The organism is Novipirellula artificiosorum (genome assembly GCF_007860135.1).
Classification (GTDB): domain Bacteria; phylum Planctomycetota; class Planctomycetia; order Pirellulales; family Pirellulaceae; genus Novipirellula_A; species Novipirellula_A artificiosorum.
Genome location: NZ_SJPV01000012.1, coordinates 184,167 through 202,114, shown reverse-complemented (window position 1 = coordinate 202,114; position 17,948 = coordinate 184,167). Strand labels below are relative to the sequence as shown.

At 55.7% G+C, this 17,948-nt stretch carries 16 protein-coding genes; 5 read left to right on the top strand and 11 right to left on the bottom strand.

Going from position 1 to position 17,948, the window contains the following annotated elements; all coding sequences use genetic code 11:
* Positions 1–266: 266 nt before the first annotated feature.
* The 7 genes from Poly41_RS26285 to Poly41_RS26255 form a co-directional block, all read right to left on the bottom strand.
* Complete coding sequence (locus Poly41_RS26285; protein ID WP_146530337.1) at positions 267–596, bottom strand: hypothetical protein; 330 nt, start codon at positions 594–596, stop codon at positions 267–269.
* Entirely contained in the window at positions 589–831 is a 243-nt protein-coding gene (locus Poly41_RS35110) for a hypothetical protein (protein WP_146530336.1), read from the bottom strand. The genes Poly41_RS26285 and Poly41_RS35110 overlap by 8 nt, the downstream gene beginning before the upstream one ends.
* Before the next feature lie 654 nt (positions 832–1,485).
* Positions 1,486–2,367: a glucose-1-phosphate thymidylyltransferase RfbA gene (gene rfbA, locus Poly41_RS26275; RefSeq protein ID WP_146530335.1), complete on the bottom strand. Its 882-nt coding sequence runs from the start codon at positions 2,365–2,367 to the stop codon at positions 1,486–1,488.
* Positions 2,364–3,407 (bottom strand): dTDP-glucose 4,6-dehydratase, encoded by a 1,044-nt coding sequence (rfbB, locus tag Poly41_RS26270; protein ID WP_231615962.1) that lies wholly within the window; start codon positions 3,405–3,407, stop codon positions 2,364–2,366. The genes rfbA and rfbB overlap by 4 nt, the downstream gene beginning before the upstream one ends.
* A 585-nt stretch (positions 3,408–3,992) precedes the next feature.
* Complete coding sequence (locus tag Poly41_RS26265) at positions 3,993–4,277, bottom strand: hypothetical protein (protein WP_146530333.1); 285 nt, start codon at positions 4,275–4,277, stop codon at positions 3,993–3,995.
* Between the two features lie 1,380 nt (positions 4,278–5,657).
* A complete protein-coding gene (locus Poly41_RS26260; protein WP_231615956.1) occupies positions 5,658–6,326 on the bottom strand; it encodes a class I SAM-dependent methyltransferase in 669 nt (222 codons plus the stop codon).
* A 927-nt stretch (positions 6,327–7,253) separates the two neighbouring features.
* Positions 7,254–9,299: a sigma-54 interaction domain-containing protein gene (locus Poly41_RS26255; RefSeq protein ID WP_146530332.1), complete on the bottom strand. Its 2,046-nt coding sequence runs from the start codon at positions 9,297–9,299 to the stop codon at positions 7,254–7,256.
* Positions 9,300–9,525: 226 nt separating this feature from the next.
* Between Poly41_RS26255 and Poly41_RS26250 the strand changes: the two genes are divergently transcribed.
* The 4 genes from Poly41_RS26250 (at position 9,526) to Poly41_RS26230 (ending at position 12,870) form a co-directional block, all read left to right on the top strand.
* Positions 9,526–10,338 (top strand): enoyl-ACP reductase FabI, encoded by an 813-nt coding sequence (locus tag Poly41_RS26250; protein ID WP_146530331.1) that lies wholly within the window; start codon positions 9,526–9,528, stop codon positions 10,336–10,338.
* A 297-nt stretch (positions 10,339–10,635) separates the two neighbouring features.
* A complete protein-coding gene (locus tag Poly41_RS26240; RefSeq protein WP_146530330.1) occupies positions 10,636–11,244 on the top strand; it encodes a thioredoxin family protein in 609 nt (202 codons plus the stop codon).
* Positions 11,241–12,188 (top strand): prenyltransferase/squalene oxidase repeat-containing protein, encoded by a 948-nt coding sequence (locus tag Poly41_RS26235; protein ID WP_231615955.1) that lies wholly within the window; start codon positions 11,241–11,243, stop codon positions 12,186–12,188. Before Poly41_RS26240 ends, Poly41_RS26235 begins: the two co-directional genes overlap by 4 nt.
* 4 nt (positions 12,189–12,192) lie before the next feature.
* Positions 12,193–12,870 (top strand): ABC transporter ATP-binding protein, encoded by a 678-nt coding sequence (locus Poly41_RS26230; protein ID WP_146530329.1) that lies wholly within the window; start codon positions 12,193–12,195, stop codon positions 12,868–12,870.
* A 1,103-nt stretch (positions 12,871–13,973) separates the two neighbouring features.
* On the opposite strand, the gene Poly41_RS26225 is transcribed toward Poly41_RS26230, so the two are convergent.
* Both Poly41_RS26225 and queF read right to left on the bottom strand, forming a co-directional pair.
* The gene (locus Poly41_RS26225) at positions 13,974–14,975 is read right to left on the bottom strand and encodes a sugar phosphate isomerase/epimerase family protein (RefSeq protein ID WP_146530328.1); all 1,002 of its coding nucleotides are present in this window, start codon (positions 14,973–14,975) and stop codon (positions 13,974–13,976) included.
* Between the two features lie 89 nt (positions 14,976–15,064).
* Entirely contained in the window at positions 15,065–15,430 is a 366-nt protein-coding gene (queF, locus tag Poly41_RS26220; RefSeq protein WP_146530327.1) for a preQ(1) synthase, read from the bottom strand.
* Between the two features lie 125 nt (positions 15,431–15,555).
* On the opposite strand from queF, the gene Poly41_RS26215 reads away from it, so the two are divergent.
* The gene (locus Poly41_RS26215; RefSeq protein ID WP_197231645.1) at positions 15,556–16,200 is read left to right on the top strand and encodes a 7-carboxy-7-deazaguanine synthase QueE; all 645 of its coding nucleotides are present in this window, start codon (positions 15,556–15,558) and stop codon (positions 16,198–16,200) included.
* A 165-nt stretch (positions 16,201–16,365) separates the two neighbouring features.
* Here Poly41_RS26215 and Poly41_RS26210 read toward each other — a convergent pair whose 3' ends face one another.
* Both Poly41_RS26210 and def read right to left on the bottom strand, forming a co-directional pair.
* A complete protein-coding gene (locus Poly41_RS26210; RefSeq protein ID WP_146530326.1) occupies positions 16,366–17,349 on the bottom strand; it encodes a methionyl-tRNA formyltransferase in 984 nt (327 codons plus the stop codon).
* Entirely contained in the window at positions 17,342–17,926 is a 585-nt protein-coding gene (gene def, locus Poly41_RS26205) for a peptide deformylase (protein ID WP_146530325.1), read from the bottom strand. Before def ends, Poly41_RS26210 begins: the two co-directional genes overlap by 8 nt.
* Positions 17,927–17,948 lie beyond the last annotated feature (22 nt).

Here is a 17,948-nt window from a genome sequence, read left to right as displayed (position 1 = left end):
GGGGGCTCGAAACTACGCGAATCGGCGGCTAAAGCCTGGACTTCAGCGGTGTTGGAGTTTAGTGTTTCGGCGGTCAGCTATCAGCGGTCAGCGGTCAGGTCACGGTCACATGCAAGCCGAAAGCTGAGAGCTGACCGCTGCCACCTGTCTGTGACTTTTTTTGCGTCTGAAGCCTGGACTCCAGCAGGTTCGGTCGGCGCGGACGAGCGTCCACATCGGTGATAGAGATCTGTTCTCAGTTCTCAGTTCTCAGGAAAGTGAAGGGGTCAGGCGTCAGGCGTCAGGTTTTCGTTGAGGCGGTCGGTGATGCCAAGGATGCCAGCCCACTGCTGGAGGTATTTTTGATCCAGCTCGCCTTGCACGAAGATCACATCGGCAACATCGCCCAAATCGCGCGGACGATTCGCGAGCAGTTTCAGCAAGATCAGGTCCTCAGGGGTGACGAAGTACAACCAATGACTTGACAATTCAAACCGCTGCCGCCGTTGCATGATCGACTGTTGAAAGGGAGTCTCGCCCATGATCGCAAAGTCCAGCTCCATCGACTCGCAGACGCTGACGATTTCAAAAAGGACATCCTCGATCGACTTAGGCATCTGGTTTTGACATTGGCGTGTCGATGAGACGTTGTTCGCTACGTCGGAACCCCTCGCTAATCCGCCGGGTTCGCGTACTGTTTTCTTGTCGCAAACGCGCCAGTCGGCGGGCTACCAACTTTGGATCCCCTTCCGTTAGGGCTTTCCATGCCGGGCGGCATAACTCAAACGTCAGTTGCAGACGTTCCGCGGGAGTCAGGCGTCGATAGGCTTCGAGAGTTTCGGTGGACAGCATGAAGGGGGAAGTTAATTGAATAAGGAAAGCAGTTCTCAGTGGACAGTTTTCACGAAGCAGTGGAGGAATGAGGAATGGAGTGTTTGGTGTTTGGTGTTTACCACAGAGAGCACGGAGTGACACAGAGTCTTTGTGCGGGGGGATCTCTGTGCTTCTCGGTGAACTCTGTGGTTGGAAGTGGCGATCAGCAGTCAGCTGGCACATGACTGTAATCTGACTTTTTGCGGCTAAAGCCTGAACTCCAGCGCGCTGCAGTCGGCGCGGACTTCGTCCACTTGGGTGACAGGGGGTTTTTGAAAGCGTTGGGTGCCTCCTTCCCGTCTGTCCCTACATCTTGCCTGTCCCTCGTCCCTTCGGCAATCGTTTCATCGACAGACAAAGACAATTGATCCGAGAGATTGTCGGTCGGGACGATGGAAGGGGATTTGAGGAAAAGGGGGGGGGGAGCAGATGTCAGATGTCAGATGTCAGATGTCAGATGTCAGGGGACAGGGGGCAGGGGGCAGGGGGCAGCTTTCGGCGGTCGGATTTCGGCTGATAGCTGATAGCTTTCGGCAGTCAGCTTGCAAAAGACATTTGTCAGAGCGATCGGCTGGGTGTGAGGGGTGGTTCGTGGCGGAACTTCGATGGAACCGACTACTGAATGCTGCCTCGTTAGTTGTCGGTGATGCGGGGCCAGTGGGCAACGTTTCGTAGATAGTCTCCGTATCCACTATTGCTGTAGCGCTCTGCCAACTCGAGGAGCGTGGGCTGATCGATGTAATTCATGTAGTACGCGACTTCTTCGATACAGCCAATTTTCAGTCCTTGCCGTTCCTCGATCACTCGAACAAACGTCGATGCTTCGCTGAGGGACGCAAAGGTGCCGGTATCAAGCCAGGCAATCCCTCGATTAAAGACCTTCACCGTGAGACTGCCCCGATCGAGGTACTCGTTGTTGATCGCCGAAATCTCCCGTTCGCCTCGCGCCGAGGGCTTGATGTTCCTGGCAATCTCGACAACCTGGTTGTCGTAGAAGTAGAGACCAGGGATCGCGTAATTCGATTTTGGCTTGACCGGCTTCTCTTCAATCGAAATCGCCTTGCCTTGGCAATCCAACTCCACCACCCCGTATCGCTCCGGGGCACTGACCCAGGCTGCAAAAATGACCGCTCCATCGGGATCCGTATTCCGGCGGATCCAACTTCCAAAACCGGATCCATAAAATAGGTTGTCACCCAGAATCAACGCAACTTTGTCGCTTCCGATAAAGGACTCGCCAATCGTAAACGCCTGGGCCACACCCTTCGGTTCCGGCTGCTCCGCGTATCGAAAGGAGCATCCGAGTGCGGCACCATCGCCGAGTAATCTCTCAAAATTTGGCAAATCCACTGGCGTCGAGATGATCAAAACCTCGCTAATCCCCGATAGCATCAACACCGACAGCGGATAATAAATCATCGGTTTGTCGAAGACCGGAATCATCTGCTTGGACATGCCGATCGTTAACGGATGCAAGCGGCTGCCAGATCCGCCAGCGAGAATGATGCCCTTCATCTTCCTGCCCATTCGTTGCTTGGGATCGACTGCCACCATGACTGGTTGTCCAGGTACCATTGAACGGTCTTGCGAAAGCCGCTCTCAAAATCTTCTTGAGGACGCCAGTTGAGCTCTCGCTCAATTTTCGTCGCATCGATTGCATAACGCAAATCATGGCCGGGCCGGTCGGTCACGAAGGTGATTAAGCTAGAGTGGCTAGAAGCGAGTGCGATGGCCCCCTCTCCCCCAACCCCTCTCCCCGAACCGGGGCGAGGGGAGGTATTGGGAATGGTTTTGGGGGAAAGCTCGTCCATCAGGACGCAAAGGAATTGCACAAGTTGCAGGTTGGTTCGTTCGTTGTTCCCACCAATGTTGTAAGTCTCACCAGGCTTGCCATGATTGGCGACTGCCATCAGCGCTCGACAATGATCGTCGACGTAGAGCCAATCGCGAATGTTTTCCCCTTTGCCGTAGACCGGAATGCTCTCGCCACGAAGGCATTTCAATATCACAACCGGGATCAGCTTTTCGGGAAACTGGTAAGGCCCGTAGTTGTTGCTGCAGTTGGTTACCAATACCGGTAAGCCGTAGGTGTCGTGCCAAGCCCGCGCGAGATGGTCAGACGATGCCTTAGTCGCCGAGTAAGGGGAATGCGGGTCGTAGGAAGTGGTTTCTGTGAATTTCCCCTCCGCGCCAAGCGATCCGTAAACTTCGTCCGTGGAAACGTGCAGGAAACGAAATCGATCGGCATCTTCTGGGGGCAAAGAGCGCCAATGGTTCAAACTTGATTGCAGCAGGTTGTACGTGCCGATCACGTTCGTTTGGATGAATTGCCCCGGGCCGTCGATCGAGCGATCGACGTGACTTTCCGCCGCCAAATGCATCACCGCATCGGGTCGATAGTTTTTAACGCGTGCATTGACCGCGTCGGCGTCCGTAATGTCGACCTGGGCAAATTGGTATGCCGGATGCTTTGCGACGGAAGCAAGCGAAGCGAGGTTGCCTGCATACGTGAGGCAGTCCAGATTGAGCACCTGATGGCCGGCCTCGACCGCCATGCGAACAAGATTGGAGCCAATGAAGCCAGCTCCGCCGGTGATGATGATGCGTTTTGACAAGGAAAATAGTTACTTGGGGAAGGGGCGGAGGAAATCAGACGGTGGACGACAGATGACAGGTGACAGTTAGCAGGGAAGCAAGGCTTTCTGCGTGGCCCTTCTTGCTGTTGTCTGTGAACTGGTGACTGTAATCTGACTCTTTGCGGCTGAAGCCTGAACTCCAGCGCGTGTTGGAGTTTAGCCTTCAGGCGACCTTGTTATGGCCCCGGTCGGTTGACCGCTCTCAGTAAGCAGTGGGCGGACGGGATTGACCACGAATCATGCGAATGACACGAACAGGGAAAAGGCATCAGGAAGCAGGTGTTTACCACAGAGGCACCGAGGAACACGGAGTTGTGCTCAGTCAGCGTTGTTTCTCTGTGTCTCTCCGTGACTCCGTGGTTGATTTGCTTCGGGTAATCAGCTTTTGGCGGTCGGCTAACAGCGATCAGCTGTCTCTGAGTTGATTCAGCGTGTCGATGATTTCCGGTTCTTCTTTGAGTTCCGCTAGGACCAAGTGCGAAAAGTCAAAGTTGGGGGATGAGGTCATTGTGGGCCCTTCAAAGACGATGATTCTGGTTTTGTCGAATCGTCCGTTGAAACGTTGCGATGCAACTGCAAGAGCTGTTGGCGTGCAAACCACCGCTGCATGACACACAACCCGTTCTTCTCGGGGTACTTTTCGAACAAGATCGCTGGCGTCCCTCGAGTTCGTGGCTGCGAGCCCGTTTGCCTCAGTTCTTCGTCACGGATCGCTTCGAGCCGCGGACCCGCATGTTTCCATTGCTTGGCCCATTGAGAAGCGAATGGAGGCAGTTTTTCGGAAGCCATAAGGAACAGGGGGAAGGAGGGGAGGGGAGGGGAGTCAGGAGACAGTGAGCAGTTTGCAGATGACAGTGAGCAGTTTGCAGATGACAGTGAGCAGTTTGCAGATGACAGTGAGCAGATGACAGGGGGGGAGGGGGATCTGCGTTTCTGCCCGGCTCTTCTTGCTGTTGTCTGAAATCTGGCGACTGTGAGCTGATTTTGCGGCTAAAGCCTGAACTCCAGCGCGTTGGAGTTTAGCCTTTAGGCGATGGTCGGCGAATAAGTTACCGTCTTAGCGGCACGGCGCAAGCCGTCCGGTGCCGAGGGCTCGCCAATTCCCTCAAAAGACCGGGCGACTTGCGCCGCTCCGCTAACCAAAACACATCTCGACTTAGCGGTATTGGGCTTGCGTCCTGCCGCTACAATTAAATTCGGTAACCTATTTGCGGATGGTCCCTTAGTCGATCTTGTTGGCTTAGCATTTCTACCCTCTTCGACCATGAGCGTGGTCGAAGAGGGTAGCCGTGACGGATCGCAGTGATGCCGGCGGATGATGGATCCGAGCCGGACAGCCCGATCCTGCGAGGGATCGCAGAACCAGTCAGGCATCTGCGACCACGTCGTGGTCGGTGGTTTGATGAATGAACACGGGTCCGGGGGTTTTCGCTTCGCTCGACCCCCGGCTACCTTCTGCGACCACGTCGTGGTCGAGGGTTCGGTGGATGGATACGGGTCCGGGGGTTGCTCGCTTCGCTCGACCCCCGGCTACCTTCTGCGACCACGTCGTGGTCGAGGGTTCGGTGGATGAACACGTTTCCGGGGGTTGTCGCTTCGCTCGACCCCCGGCTACCTTCTGTGACCACGTCGTGGTCGTCATTCTCGGTGTTTTGGTAGGAATCGACTTCCTCATCCGGACGCCGGTTTTTCTTTCCTTCTTGCTGTTGCGTGTGAACTGACGTCTGTTGTCTGCTCTTTTGCGGCTAAAGCCTGAACTCCAGCGCGTGTTGGAGTTTAGCCTTTAGGCGATCTTGTCTTGCTGTTGTCTGTGATCTGATGACTGTGATCTTGCTCTCTTCGGCTAAAGCCTGAACTCCAGCGGATCAGCGGGCGCGGACTTCGTCCACTTGGGTGACAACGGACGCTGCTTCAGCTGTTGTCCCCGAATCGGGTGGATCGGTACGGAAAGGATGCAGATGCATCGCACGGGCGAATGCCAGTGAAGACTCCCAGCCCCCCCCCTCAGCGTCCGCCTAAAACGCTGCTTTGTGTGGCTACGGTTCCACTATTCTGGTCACCTCGCCCAGAATCGACAATGGCGGGAATCAGTTTTCAGATGTCAGATGACAGTGAGCAGCAAGAACTCAAATCGGTCAGCTGCAAACGCTGACGGCTGACGGCTGATAGCTAACTTCCTTCCTTCCAATCTAACGTCCAGTGGCGGTCGCTGGTCATTTGGATGGCATCGGGTGAGATGCCGGCGGATTCGGCGAGGGCTTTTGCCTCACCGAGTGTCAGCGACGCGTGAAGCGATTGGCGGAGTAATTGACGGGCTGCCTCGGGTTCCCCGGTCCCGTGAAGTTCGACCAATCGCTCGACCTCTTGCTCGGTTTCGGGACGGTACAAATCGCGGATAAATACCCGGCCGCCTGGCTTGACAAGCCGCAGGGCCGTCTCGAGTCCCACACGGGGCTGCGGCAAGTGATGCAGCACACTGTTGCAGACGACTGTGTCCGCCATACCGTCTTCGAAATCGCCCATCTGCTTCAAGTCGGCGTGTTGCAGGAAAACTTGCCCCAATAACCCGGCCATGTCGACTTGCCGTTTACCCATGTCGAGCATTTCGACGGCGGAATCGATCCCCATCACCTGCAACTCTCCATCACGACTGGCGATCTCGATCGCGATCAACGCGGGACCACACCCAAGATCGATGACCCGTGGACCGACGGGGCCGCCTGCGAACAGATCCTCGGCGAACAGCCGGTTGACCTCGGCATGGTTCATCTCCACATACAAGATCGCCTCTTCCATCGTGTCCATCGATTCAGGTTCGAGGGTTCTTTGCAAACTCAATGGTTCTCTCGCTCGCGGTTGCGGGGTCGTCGGTGCGGGTTTGATCGTGAAAGACGATTGTATCGTATCCGTGGCCTCTGCGGCCGTTGGGAAGAGGCTTCGGATGATTTGTACAACCCCATTCGGGGTAAAATGGATCGAGTGTTAGCGATCCCAGGGTGCGCGGCGGAGCCGCGACCCTGGGCTCTGGAATGTAACGCCGTTGGCGTATCCCTCTTCCATACCGCAATGGCCTGCGATGCCAGATGTTAAGGATCTCGCGGGAAATACGTGGGGATTGGCCTCCAGCCTGTAACGCACATTGCCCACGGATGACGTACACAAAAGCCTTTGTTGATCCCGTAAGGACGTTCGGTAAATAAGTTTCGGAACTCTATTTACCGCGAAGCGGTTTGACTCCAGGGGGCCACTAGGATGCGCTCTGCGACTTCGCCGCGGCGCGACCCTAGGCTTTGGAATACAACGCCAGCGGGCGTAAAGGTATTGAACTAGCTGCTTGCTGACTAAGGAACCATTTCCATTGGTTTTTCGTTTCGCACGACCCCCGGCTAATGGCTGTGACCACGTTCGTGGTCGTCATTCTTCACGCTAACCCGGATGATTCGTTGGAGTGGTAGGCTTGAGCCGATTGCGTGCTGGATCCTTGCTGAATCGGCTAAAGCCTACGACTCCAACGTGCGCAGTCTGTTTTTTACTCAATCCATGTAAGCTGATTGCATACATAGAGTTACGGGGAATAGATTTGGACGGATGAATCATCGGGGTGACGGGATTTCCTCAGTCGGACGCTCGCTTTTGGCGATCTTCGTCTTGCTGTCGCCTGTGATCTGACTGCTGATAGCCGAAAGCTGACTGCTGAGAGCCGATCGCCTAAAGGCTGAACTCCAGCGGTTGCTCGGATGCGGCTAAAGCCTGAACTCCAACGCGTTATCCTAGGTCGTTTTCGTCGGCTGCTTCGCTGGCGGAGGTGGGCATTCCGAGTTGCCTCATCTTTCGATATAAGTTCGAACGATGTAACCCTAATCGTTCCGCTGCGGCCGTCATGTTGCCTCCGGACATGTCAATCGCTCGCTCGATATGCGCCACCTGGAAGTCTCGCGTTGCTTCGCCCAGGGTGTGTGGCAACGAGGCTAAGAAAGCGGAATCGCTGCCTCGGGGTGCGCGTGCTCCCGTGGGCCCATTGAGCATCAAATCGTCGGCCTCAATGGTCTGCTCGACACACAGATAACTGACGCGTTCGATCGTGTTCCGCAATTCGCGGATGTTGCCGGGCCAAGCGTGCGATAACAACGCTTGCCGCGCGGTGTCGTCGAGCGTCGGCACGGGACGACCGATCTGGTAGCAGAATTGAGCGAGGAAATGCTCGGCGAGCTCGATGACATCGCTGCCTCGCTGTGATAGCGGCGGCAAGGTTAACGAGACGACATTGAGCCGGAAAAAGAGATCCTCGCGAAAACGTTTCTCGGCAATCCGCTGTTCGAGCGGTTGGTTCGTTGCCGCGATCACTCGCACATCGACCGGGATTGCGGTTGCCCCTCCGACTCGCACGACCACCTTGTCTTCGAGCACTCGCAGCAACTTTGCCTGGCCGCCGGCACTCAAATCGCCAACTTCATCCAGGAACAGCGTGCCTCCCTTGGCCAGTTCAAACTTGCCAATCCGAGTTTGTTGGGCATCGGTAAACGCCCCTTGTTCGTGCCCAAAGAGTTCACTTTCGAGCAACGATTCCACCAGTGCGGCGCAGTTGACGGCGATAAACGGGCCATGCCGCCGTTTGCTTTCGTAATGAACTTGGCGGGCCAATACTTCTTTGCCAGTCCCGTTGCTACCGAGTACCAGGACATTCAAATCGGTCGCGGCAACCTTCTTGGCACTGTTGCGAATCATCTCGATCGACCGATGGCTGCCCAACAACGGCGATGCCGATGCCGCATCGCTGACCAACCGGTCACGCGATTCTCGCAGCGATTGCCGCGTCCTGAGACTTTCGATCGCAACCGCGGCATGCAGGGCCAAGTCGGACAGCACCGACATGTCGAGCGAATCGAATTCGCCGTCGACATGGTTGATCGCCTCGAACACGCCGATCGTTTCTTCGCGTTGCTCGCCCACCGGTCGGCTGACCATCGGAACGGCAACGAGAGAACGCGTTTTGAAATCGAGCGATTCGTCGACCGACCGATTCACGCGTCGCTCGTCATCCCGGCTACTGAAGCTCCAAATCTTGGCTTCCCCCGTCCTCAGCACTTCGCCAACGACGCCCGCATCATCGTCGACTTCCAACGATCGGCCTTCGACCCCTAAGGCAGGCCGCCCGATCAACTTGCTCCGTCGCCGGTCCCATAAGAAAATACTGGCGCGTTCACAACGCAGCAACCTAGTGGCCGTGTTGGCGATGCATTCCAACAGCGTCTCATCCTCGCCAATCTGTTGCCATTGGGCGGCCGCTTTGAGCACCATCGACAATTGTTCAATGCGCCGAACGTGGCGGTCGTGGCTGTCGATTCGGTCGAGAGCACCAGCGAGCAGATTGGCAGCCGATCGCACTCGGCTCGACGCGCGAGAGCTATCAACTGATCCATCACGACTGGCAAGACGAAAGACGAGTGCCGAAGCGGAAACCGAAGGATCGGGAAGATCGTCGTCAGAGAGATGACCTGCGTCCAACGGGGCAGCAAACCACTCTTCGTTGCATGTCGGCAACCCGTTATCGAGCGCTTCGCTGACCAAATCGTCGGGAAAGGGCGTTTTCTCGCCTACCCAGCATTCTCGGTCCCATTTGCCGCGACGTTGACAGACCAACCCGCCCACTTGGCTGCCCATCGACTGCAGAACACCAGGAATGGCGGACACCAAGAATTCGCTGCGAGAAAAGTTGGATTGCAGCGTCTTGAAGATCTCGAGTGACAGACGCACCTCAATCCCGTCAGGCCCGACCTCATCGGGATAGGGGAGATTTTGTCCATGTGTCATCAAAAAGAACTCCGAATGAATAGATATACAGTATACCGACGAGCGAGATTCGATGGGATGCGACAAACCGTACCCCGCGGTACATTTTGCGAAATTGATCCCCGCCAAAAACGGTCGAGGTCGATTTTTTAAGGCAAATAGACGAGTTAGGTGCTTTGCCGTTATCCTGTGCCCTGCGATCCCTCACCGGGCAGGGTTAATCGGCAAGCTTAATAGGAAAGAAATAATGCAATTTGCAGGCAAAAAAGGTCTGATACTGGGCGTTGCCAACGATCATTCGATCGCTTGGGCAATCGCGAAACGAATCATGGAGTCGGGCGGTGAGTGCGGTTTTACCCATCTTCCTGATCGCGCGGACGATCCTCGCAAACGAAGCCGCCGCCGTGTCTCACAATTGACCGATCCGTACGAGAACGCCAAGTTCCTGATACCTATGGATGCGCAAAAAGATGAAGATATCCGCAGTGTTTTTGAATACACCGCCAAGGAGTTCGGTAAGATCGACTTTTTGCTGCATTCGATCGCGTTCGCCGATCGCGACGATTTGTCTCGAGAAACCGTCGAAACGAGTCGAGCGGGCTTCAAATTGGCGATGGATATCAGCGTCTACACGTTGCTCGCCTGTGCCAATGCAGCTCGTCCCATTTTGAATCCTGGGGCCGCGATCGCAACGATGACGTTCTTTGGTGGCGAACGTTGTGTGCCGGGATACAACGTCATGGGAGTCTGCAAAGCGGCTCTGGAGGCGGCCGTTCGCTACTTGGCTTTCGAAATGGGAGCGCAAGATGTGCGAGTCAATGCGTTGTCAGCGGGTCCGATCCGTACGTTGGCCGGTCGTGCAGCGGGCGTCGACGGGATGTTGGACCTCTATAAAGAAGTCGCACCCCTTGGGAAGAATGTCAGCCATGACGAGGTTGGGGCGACCGGGGCGTTCTTGTTGAGCGATCTGAGCAGCGGGGTTTCCGGCGAGATTCTGCACGTTGATGGGGGGTACCACGCGATGGGAAGCCCGGGGCGTTTGCTGAACCGGTTGCGTTAGGGGGAGCAGATGACAGATGACAGTTAGCAGTTAGCAGTTAGCAGATGTCAGTGAGCAGATGTCAGTGAGCAGTGAGCAGTGAGCAGTGAGCAGTGAGCAGTGAGCAGTGAGCAGTGAGCAGTGAGCAGTGAGCAGTGAGCAGTGAGCAGTGAGCAGTGAGCAGTGAGCAGTGAGCAGTGAGCAGTGAGCAGTGAGCAGTGAGCAGTGAGCAGTGAGCAAGGAAAACAAAAATCTGACCCCTGACCCCTGACATCTGACATCTTTTTTACATTTTCCTTGAATTCGAGGGCTAGTTTCATGGTTCGAACCGCCAGTACGATGTTGCCGCTTGGGACTTCGATCCCCGATTTTCAGTTGCCGGATTGCGACGGACAAACCGTCTCGCTTGCGGATTTTTCGAATTCGAAAGCGTTGTTGGTGATCTTCATGTGCAACCATTGTCCTTTCGTAAAGCATGTTGCCGAACAGCTCCGGTTGCTCAGCGATGAATACATGGCTAAGGGAGTGGGCGTGGTCGGAATCAGCAGCAACGACGCCGCGAACTATCCGGAAGATTCCCCGGCAGCGATGAAGCAAGAAAAGGCAGATCGGGGCTATTCGTTTGCTTACTTGTACGACGAGGACCAATCGGTTGCGATGCGATTCCATGCCGCTTGCACTCCCGACTTCTTTCTGTTCGCACCGGAATCGCAAGCGGGCGATATGAAATTGGCCTATCGCGGTCAATTGGACTCCAGTCGACCGAAGACCGACATTCCTGTGACCGGGGTGGATCTGCGGGCGGCAATCGATGCGGTCTTGGCCGGCGATTGGCCGAGCGAAAAGCAGACACCGTCGATCGGGTGCAACATCAAGTGGAAGCAAGGGAACGAACCTGAGTACTTCAATCCTCAAGGGACCGCGTGAGCGATTGCGAGCCAACACTGAGCTATTTGCAGGAATTGACGTTTCGACTTGCGCTCGGTGCGCCGAAGTTACCGGCGAGTTTGCGTGACCGGCATGCCGATTGGTTGGTCGCTCAGCAGCGGCCCGATGGCGGGTTCGCTGGTCGTGAAGGGGAAAGCGATCCCTATTACACCGCGTTTGCACTCCGTGGGCTCTGGATTTTGGGGGCATTGGATCATGACGTCGCCGGCAGCGCTGCGGCGTTTCTACGTAGCCGGATGCAGGCCCGCGAATCGATTGTCGATTTGATCTCGCTCGTTTTTGGCGCCGCCATTTGCGAATTGGCTGCCGGCGTCGTGGTGATTGATGACGCGGATGCAACGTGGCGGAGCAACATCGCCGGACTGCTGGCGACGTTACGAACCGATGACGGCGGATTTGCCAAAACACCCGAAGGCCGCGCTGGCAGCACCTACCAAACGTTCTTATCGCTGTTGTGTCACGAATTGATTGAAATTCCTGTCCAGGATGTTGATGGCATTTTACGTTTCCTTGCCTCTCAGTCGCATCAAGAGGGTGGCTTTTTAGAGATCCGCGCCGCCAAACGGGCGGGAGTCAATCCGACGGCGGCAGCAATCGGAACCTTGAAGACGCTGCGTCAGCTTGATGCGTTTGACCACACGGCAACAATCGAGTTTTTATCGGACATGCAGTCAGAGGAGGGAGGCATGACGGCGAACACGCGGATCCCGTTCGCTGATTTGCTCAGTTCCTTCACCGGATTGTTGACGCTGACGGATCTGGACGCGGCGTCGGCCATCGACGTCGCTGCGATCCGTCGCTACGCAACGTCGATGCAGCGCGATCGCGGCGGTTTTGTGGGGTTGGTGCTTGATGACGTGACGGATGTGGAGTACACGTTTTATGGACTCGCGACCCTTTCGCTATGTGAGATGATTGGATAGGCAGATGAGTAACGAAAGCCAGTTGAAGGTTGAAAACGTTTCCAAGTCCTACGCCACCGCAGCCGATTCGCTGCGTGTCCTCGATGGCGTGTCACTCGACTTAACCGCTGGCGAATCGTTAGCGATCGTCGGCCCGAGCGGTAGTGGCAAAAGCACGCTGCTGCACATTCTCGGCACCCTCGACCATCCGGATCAGGGATCGGTGCACATTGATGGGCAGGATCCTTTTCAGCTTTCGCCAAAACAGTTGGCGGCATTTCGCAACGAGCACATTGGGTTTGTGTTTCAAGACCATCATTTGTTGCCGCAGTTGACGGTGATTGAGAACGTCTTGATTCCGGCGTTGGCCCATGGCAAGCCCAAGTCGGAATCCTTTGTTCGCGCCGAGCATTTATTGCATTCGGTGGGATTGTCGGACCGGATCGGTCATCTACCGAGCGAGTTATCGGGTGGGGAACGAGAGCGGGTCGCGATCGCGCGGGCGTTGGTGATGCAGCCCTCGTTGATCTTGGCGGACGAGCCGACAGGTAACCTTGACCGCCGAACGGCGGACGCGGTGACCGAGTTGTTGTTGTCACTGCAAAGTGAAAGTGGCGTCATCCTGATTGCGGTGACTCACAGCGAAACCTTAGCGGCGGCACTCCAGCAGCGCCGCGAGTTGCAAGACGGACGATTGCTCTAGTGGACCGTCAGCATTAGCTTTTAGGGTAGTGGATTTCGCCAGAAATCCGTAACTCAAATGTTCTTAGGGACTTCTGGCGAAGTCCACTACGTCCCAACTCGCAGTTTTAACCATGACGGTCCACTAGACTGGAGCTTTGGTGGTGCAAGTTGGTGTACCGCCCTTCGAGAAGACCCAACTTCGAGAGTGCCCAGTTGCAGTGACCACGTCGTGGTCATCGCGGAACCACGCCGGAATCTGCGACCACGTCGTGGTCGAGGGTTTGATGAGGGAACACGTTTCCGGGGGTTTTCGCTTCGCTCTCACCCCCGGCTACCCGCTGCGACCACGCACGTGGTCGAGGGTTTGATGAAGGAACACGTTTCCGGGGGGTTTCGCTTCGCCGTCACGCCCGGCTGTCATCTTTGACCATATCCATGGTCTTTATCTTTGATTTATCCCATTTCCAAAGTTAGACGCGCGTTTGAGGCGGCATCGGTTAAGAAATGCTGGCTAAATCCGTTGCACCAACGTGCGCAGACTGTTTCTCGACTCACTGCTGTAAACCAAACACGGGAAAGTGCTTACGATGCGTTTTCATGAATCCATCAACAATCCGGGTTCGACGCAGATCACCTCACGTGTCCCTCACACGGATTGCGGACCGGCTTTTTGTCGCGATCACGCTGCCGCCACCCACTCATCCCCAACCCTTCTCCCACCGAAAGAGGTCGTGCAGTTTTTAAGTTGTGACTGCTGAAGTGTTTAGGTATCCAACCACCCCTGCCCGCGCAGCGGGAGGGGTCGAGCGCAGCGAAGGGGAGGGCCGGTATAGAAACCGTGCTGGAATTTCATGTTGTAATCGCAGCCCGTTTTCCCTCTCCCTCGCTTAGGCTCGACCTCTCCCAGAGAGAGGTAAATCTTGTAAGTCTTTTTCAATCAACAACTTAAAAACTGCACGACCTCCGAAAATCGGGGGAGAAGGGAGCCAGAGTGGAGAGGTGGAGGTACCCATGCCATTCGGCAGGCGTGCGTTCCATCATTCACAGACGCTTATTGAACGCTCAATGGTCCCTCTGCCGTCTCGCGGGGGAAGCGGAAACGACTTGGAAGCGGTCCCTTGGCTACGCCCAGCCTTTGATGTTCTCAAAACTTCTCAGCTCGTACGGGATGCCGACATAATCGAGAACTCGGCAGAGGCCTCGAAGTGCGACGCCAAAACCATCGGGGCCGCTGAAACCGCCGAACTGGCCTCCACCTTTGACATGGGGTTCCAAATCCATGAAGACCCCTGCGGCTCCACGTGACACCATTCGTTGGTTCAACTCGGGCAGCAAGTCCTTCATGTCACGGAGGATCGCTTCGTGGCCACTGTCTCCACGATCGGCGGGCACAAAATTACTCAGGCTCGCTTCATCGACATGTTCGATTCGAGCGGTCGGCGAGGGGTCGTGGTAGTCCTTGATGTGGACCCATCCAAGACTCGGTTTCATCGCCAAATACTGACCGTAGGTCTCGTCCGGTGTAAAGCCTTGCGTGACGATGTTTGCTCCGTCAAAAATCGTCAGCATCGCGGGATGGTTGACTTTCGTGGCGATCGCCTCAAGCAAGGGGCCTGTTTGGCCTACCAAGTTGGCCTCGACTTCGAGACCGAATGTCAACCCGCGTTGGTCACAGACCTCGGCGATTTGTCCTAATTGATCTGCGACTTGGTCGATATGATCTTCGGGTTTCGTTCCCTTGGGATGATAGAATGCGAACCCTCGGATCAACTTGGCCCCAAACGCTTCGGCACGATCACACGCGGTTTGGACGTCTGACTTCAGATACTCCTCGAACGGAACGTACTTGTTGCTGGTGCCGTCGTCGATATCCTTCAGTTTGACTTTGCCGATTGGTGAACCGATGCTGCTGACCTGCAATCCGTAATCGCCCTGCAGTTTGACAAGGTGCTCGATCTCCGATTCGCTGAGTGCCATCACGTTTTTGATTCCTTCGCCTGCATCGATGAAACGAATCGAGTAATACTTCAATCCGAGCGCAGCGAATGCGGAGTATTGCTGGATGGCTTGTTTTTCATTGGCCGCTTCGTCAGCGAATCCGCTCAGTAAAACAGGAATGGTCATGGTGGATTTGGGAAAGGTTAGAGGAATGCGGAAGCAACTTCGTACGGCACGACCGGCCCGAAATTGCTCTCCAAGGCGGAAAAAATCTGTCAATCTCGCTCAGGATACTCAACCGTGATGTTGCTGCAGAGCCCACCGCGCGGCGTCCAGCGGGTCTCGATTTTCGCCTGACGCGGCTTTACGACGGCGAGAAAGTCGTCCATGATTCGGTTGGTAACCGCTTCGTAGAAGATTCCTTCATTGCGAAAACGCTGTAAGTACATCTTCAAGCTTTTCAGCTCGACGCAGCGTTGGTCGGGTACGTACGTAAAGACCACCGTCCCATAGTCGGGCTGACCCGTTTTGGGGCACACCGAGGTAAACTCGGGGCAATGGTGCTCGATGGTATAGTTCCGGGCGGGACTTGGATTGTCGAAGACTTCCAAAATGCCCGCAAAATTTTCTGATTCGCTCAAAGTTGATTTCTCCGCTTCCTAATTCTGATTTTTTACCTGCTCCGGCAACATCGACCAAGGGGACCTCGGCCGAGGCTGTGGCGCTGCGCATCTCCGAAACGTTCACGAGCCGTCAAGGTGAGGGGATGTTAACCGGCACCCCCAGCTTCTTTATTCGTACCAGCGGCTGCAATTTGCGTTGTTGGTTTTGCGACACCCCCTATGCATCGTGGAATCCCGAAGGTGAGCGTCGATCGGTGGAGTCGCTTGTGCAAGAAGCAGCCGAAGTGGGACTGGAGCACGTCGTGTTCACCGGTGGTGAGCCTCTGCTGCACCCCGAATCCGTTGATTTGTCGGTCGCACTGCGGGCCTCGGGCCATCATGTCACGATTGAAACCGCGGGAACGATTGACCGAGAAGTCGAATGCGACCTGCTGTCGATCAGCCCGAAATTTCGCAGCAGTGCGCCCGATGCGATCAAGCATGCTCGTTGGAGCGAACGGCACGAGCAACGGCGGATGCCGATCGAGGTCATGCGGCGGCTGATCGAGCGCAGTGAAGACTTTCAACTTAAGTTCGTCGTGGATTGCGAGGAGGATCAAAACGAATTACTGGAGGTGGTCGAATCGCTTCAAGCTGCGGCGGAAAAGGTTTGGGTGATGCCGCAAGGGATGGCAGTCCACGAGATTGATGAATCGGCGGCTTGGTTGCGTCCATGGACTCAATCACGAGGCTTCCATTACTGCGATCGAATGCATATCCGCTGGTACGGCAATCGTCGCGGCACGTGATTCGCGAGGATTCGTTCGCCCGGATGATTCGGTGATCCATGGGCATCGCTGCGCTCAGCCCATGGCCACCCTCTTTGACCACGTGGGACGTTCGATTTATAATTTGCGGAACTCTATTCACGGCCTCCGCGAGCGGGAGGGTAAAGAGAAAGCCGTAGCAACGGCTCAATGCGCAATGGCGATTGGATGGTGACCTCGGAGAAATTCGTCGGCCGCCATTTCTCGCTTTCCTGCAGGTTGCAATTTCACGATCTGGATCCAACGATCTTGCGCAGCAATCTTCAATCCGCCATCGATGGTGATCGTCCCGGGGGGAACGTCCGAGGGGACTTCGCCAACCATTTGAACTTGCTTAATCGCCAAGCGAACCGGATCGTCCTTTCCTTCGACGCGAACGAAGGTGTAACCGACCGGCCAGGGTTGCATGCCACGCACGTGACAGTCGATCAATCTCGCGGTTTGGCTCCAATCGATTTCGCCCTCCGCTTTTGACAATCGCGGTGCACGGGTCGCAAAGGCGGGATCTTGAACCACTCCGATTTCGCTATCGCGATCCCAATGGATCAATTGATTGACCGCTTCGTTCGTTGCTTCCACCCCCATCCGTGACAATCGGTCCTCCAATTCGCCTGCGGTTTCGTGGTCTGCGATCATGGTTTCGCGAGTCGCAATGATCGGGCCACCGTCAAGTTTGGGTGTCATATGAATGACCGAAACGCCAGTCACCGAATCACCGCTGAGCATGGAGCGTTGAACCGGAGCGGCGCCTCGGTAAGCGGGCAACAAGGATCCATGCAAATTGATGCCACCGAGCGATGCAGTGGACAAGGCTGACGGCTTGAGAATTTGCCCATAGTCGCAAACGACCAGCAAATCGGCCGATACCGCGCGCAGGTGTTCGATCGCTGCATCGTCATTGATGCTGGCGGGGTCGAACAAGTCGAATTGATGTTCGGCTGCCCAATCTCGAACAGGCGAAGGGGGAGTTTTTTTTCGGCTTTTCATCGCTGGCTGCGGCCGAGTGACCACCAACTCGATGGCGTGACCTGCTTGGCGAAGTGCATCGAACGAAGGGATCGCGAACGGGCCGGTGCCCATCATGATCATCCGCAGCTTCGACTCCGCTGGTTGGCTTAAATCCTTAGGCATATCGCTCGGTCCATTCATCCAATCGGCCGATCAAGTCTTCGTCCGTGGGAATTTCGCCGGTTGATTGTCGCGAGCGAAAATCGGTTTCAAATTCTGCGAGTGGGTCGATCAGCTCCCGCCTCGCTTCGTCGGTCATCCGGTCAAAGAACAACACTCCGTCGAGGTGGTCGTTCTCATGCATCAGCACTCGAGCCAAGAATCCATCGACACTGCGTTCGATCGAGTTCCCCTTTAAGTCATAGGCACTGACACGAATGGCTTTGGGGCGTTTCACCTGCCCGTACAACCCGGGGAGACTCAAACAGCCCTCTTGGTCGGATTCGTTGCCACGCGGCATTTGCAGTTCGGGATTGACGAGGATTAGCTCTTCCCCCTCGTCACGTTTTCCAGCGGGATTGGCCACGAACAAACGCAGCGGCAAGTCCACTTGATTGGCCGCCAAACCAACCCCGTTGAACTGGTACATCAAATCAAGCATCTCGTCCGCGATTCCCCGCAGAGCTTGGTCAACGCGACGAATGGGTTTGCTGCGGTACCGCAGTGTGGGATGCGGATAATGAACGATGCTTAACGGCATGAGAGGATAATGGGGATAGTCG

Coding starts and splice junctions, on each gene's coding strand:
- Poly41_RS26240 (WP_146530330.1), top strand. CDS start 10,636: ATGGTTCGAACCGCCAGTACGATGTTGCCGCTTGGGACTTCGATCCCC.
- Poly41_RS26225 (WP_146530328.1), bottom strand. CDS start 14,975: ATGACCATTCCTGTTTTACTGAGCGGATTCGCTGACGAAGCGGCCAAT.
- Poly41_RS26215 (WP_197231645.1), top strand. CDS start 15,556: ATGTTAACCGGCACCCCCAGCTTCTTTATTCGTACCAGCGGCTGCAAT.
- Poly41_RS26250 (WP_146530331.1), top strand. CDS start 9,526: ATGCAATTTGCAGGCAAAAAAGGTCTGATACTGGGCGTTGCCAACGAT.
- Poly41_RS26255 (WP_146530332.1), bottom strand. CDS start 9,299: ATGACACATGGACAAAATCTCCCCTATCCCGATGAGGTCGGGCCTGAC.
- Poly41_RS26230 (WP_146530329.1), top strand. CDS start 12,193: ATGAGTAACGAAAGCCAGTTGAAGGTTGAAAACGTTTCCAAGTCCTAC.
- Poly41_RS35110 (WP_146530336.1), bottom strand. CDS start 831: ATGCTGTCCACCGAAACTCTCGAAGCCTATCGACGCCTGACTCCCGCG.
- rfbA (WP_146530335.1), bottom strand. CDS start 2,367: ATGAAGGGCATCATTCTCGCTGGCGGATCTGGCAGCCGCTTGCATCCG.
- rfbB (WP_231615962.1), bottom strand. CDS start 3,407: ATGGCGGTCGAGGCCGGCCATCAGGTGCTCAATCTGGACTGCCTCACG.
- Poly41_RS26210 (WP_146530326.1), bottom strand. CDS start 17,349: ATGCCTAAGGATTTAAGCCAACCAGCGGAGTCGAAGCTGCGGATGATC.
- def (WP_146530325.1), bottom strand. CDS start 17,926: ATGCCGTTAAGCATCGTTCATTATCCGCATCCCACACTGCGGTACCGC.
- Poly41_RS26265 (WP_146530333.1), bottom strand. CDS start 4,277: ATGGCTTCCGAAAAACTGCCTCCATTCGCTTCTCAATGGGCCAAGCAA.
- Poly41_RS26285 (WP_146530337.1), bottom strand. CDS start 596: ATGCCTAAGTCGATCGAGGATGTCCTTTTTGAAATCGTCAGCGTCTGC.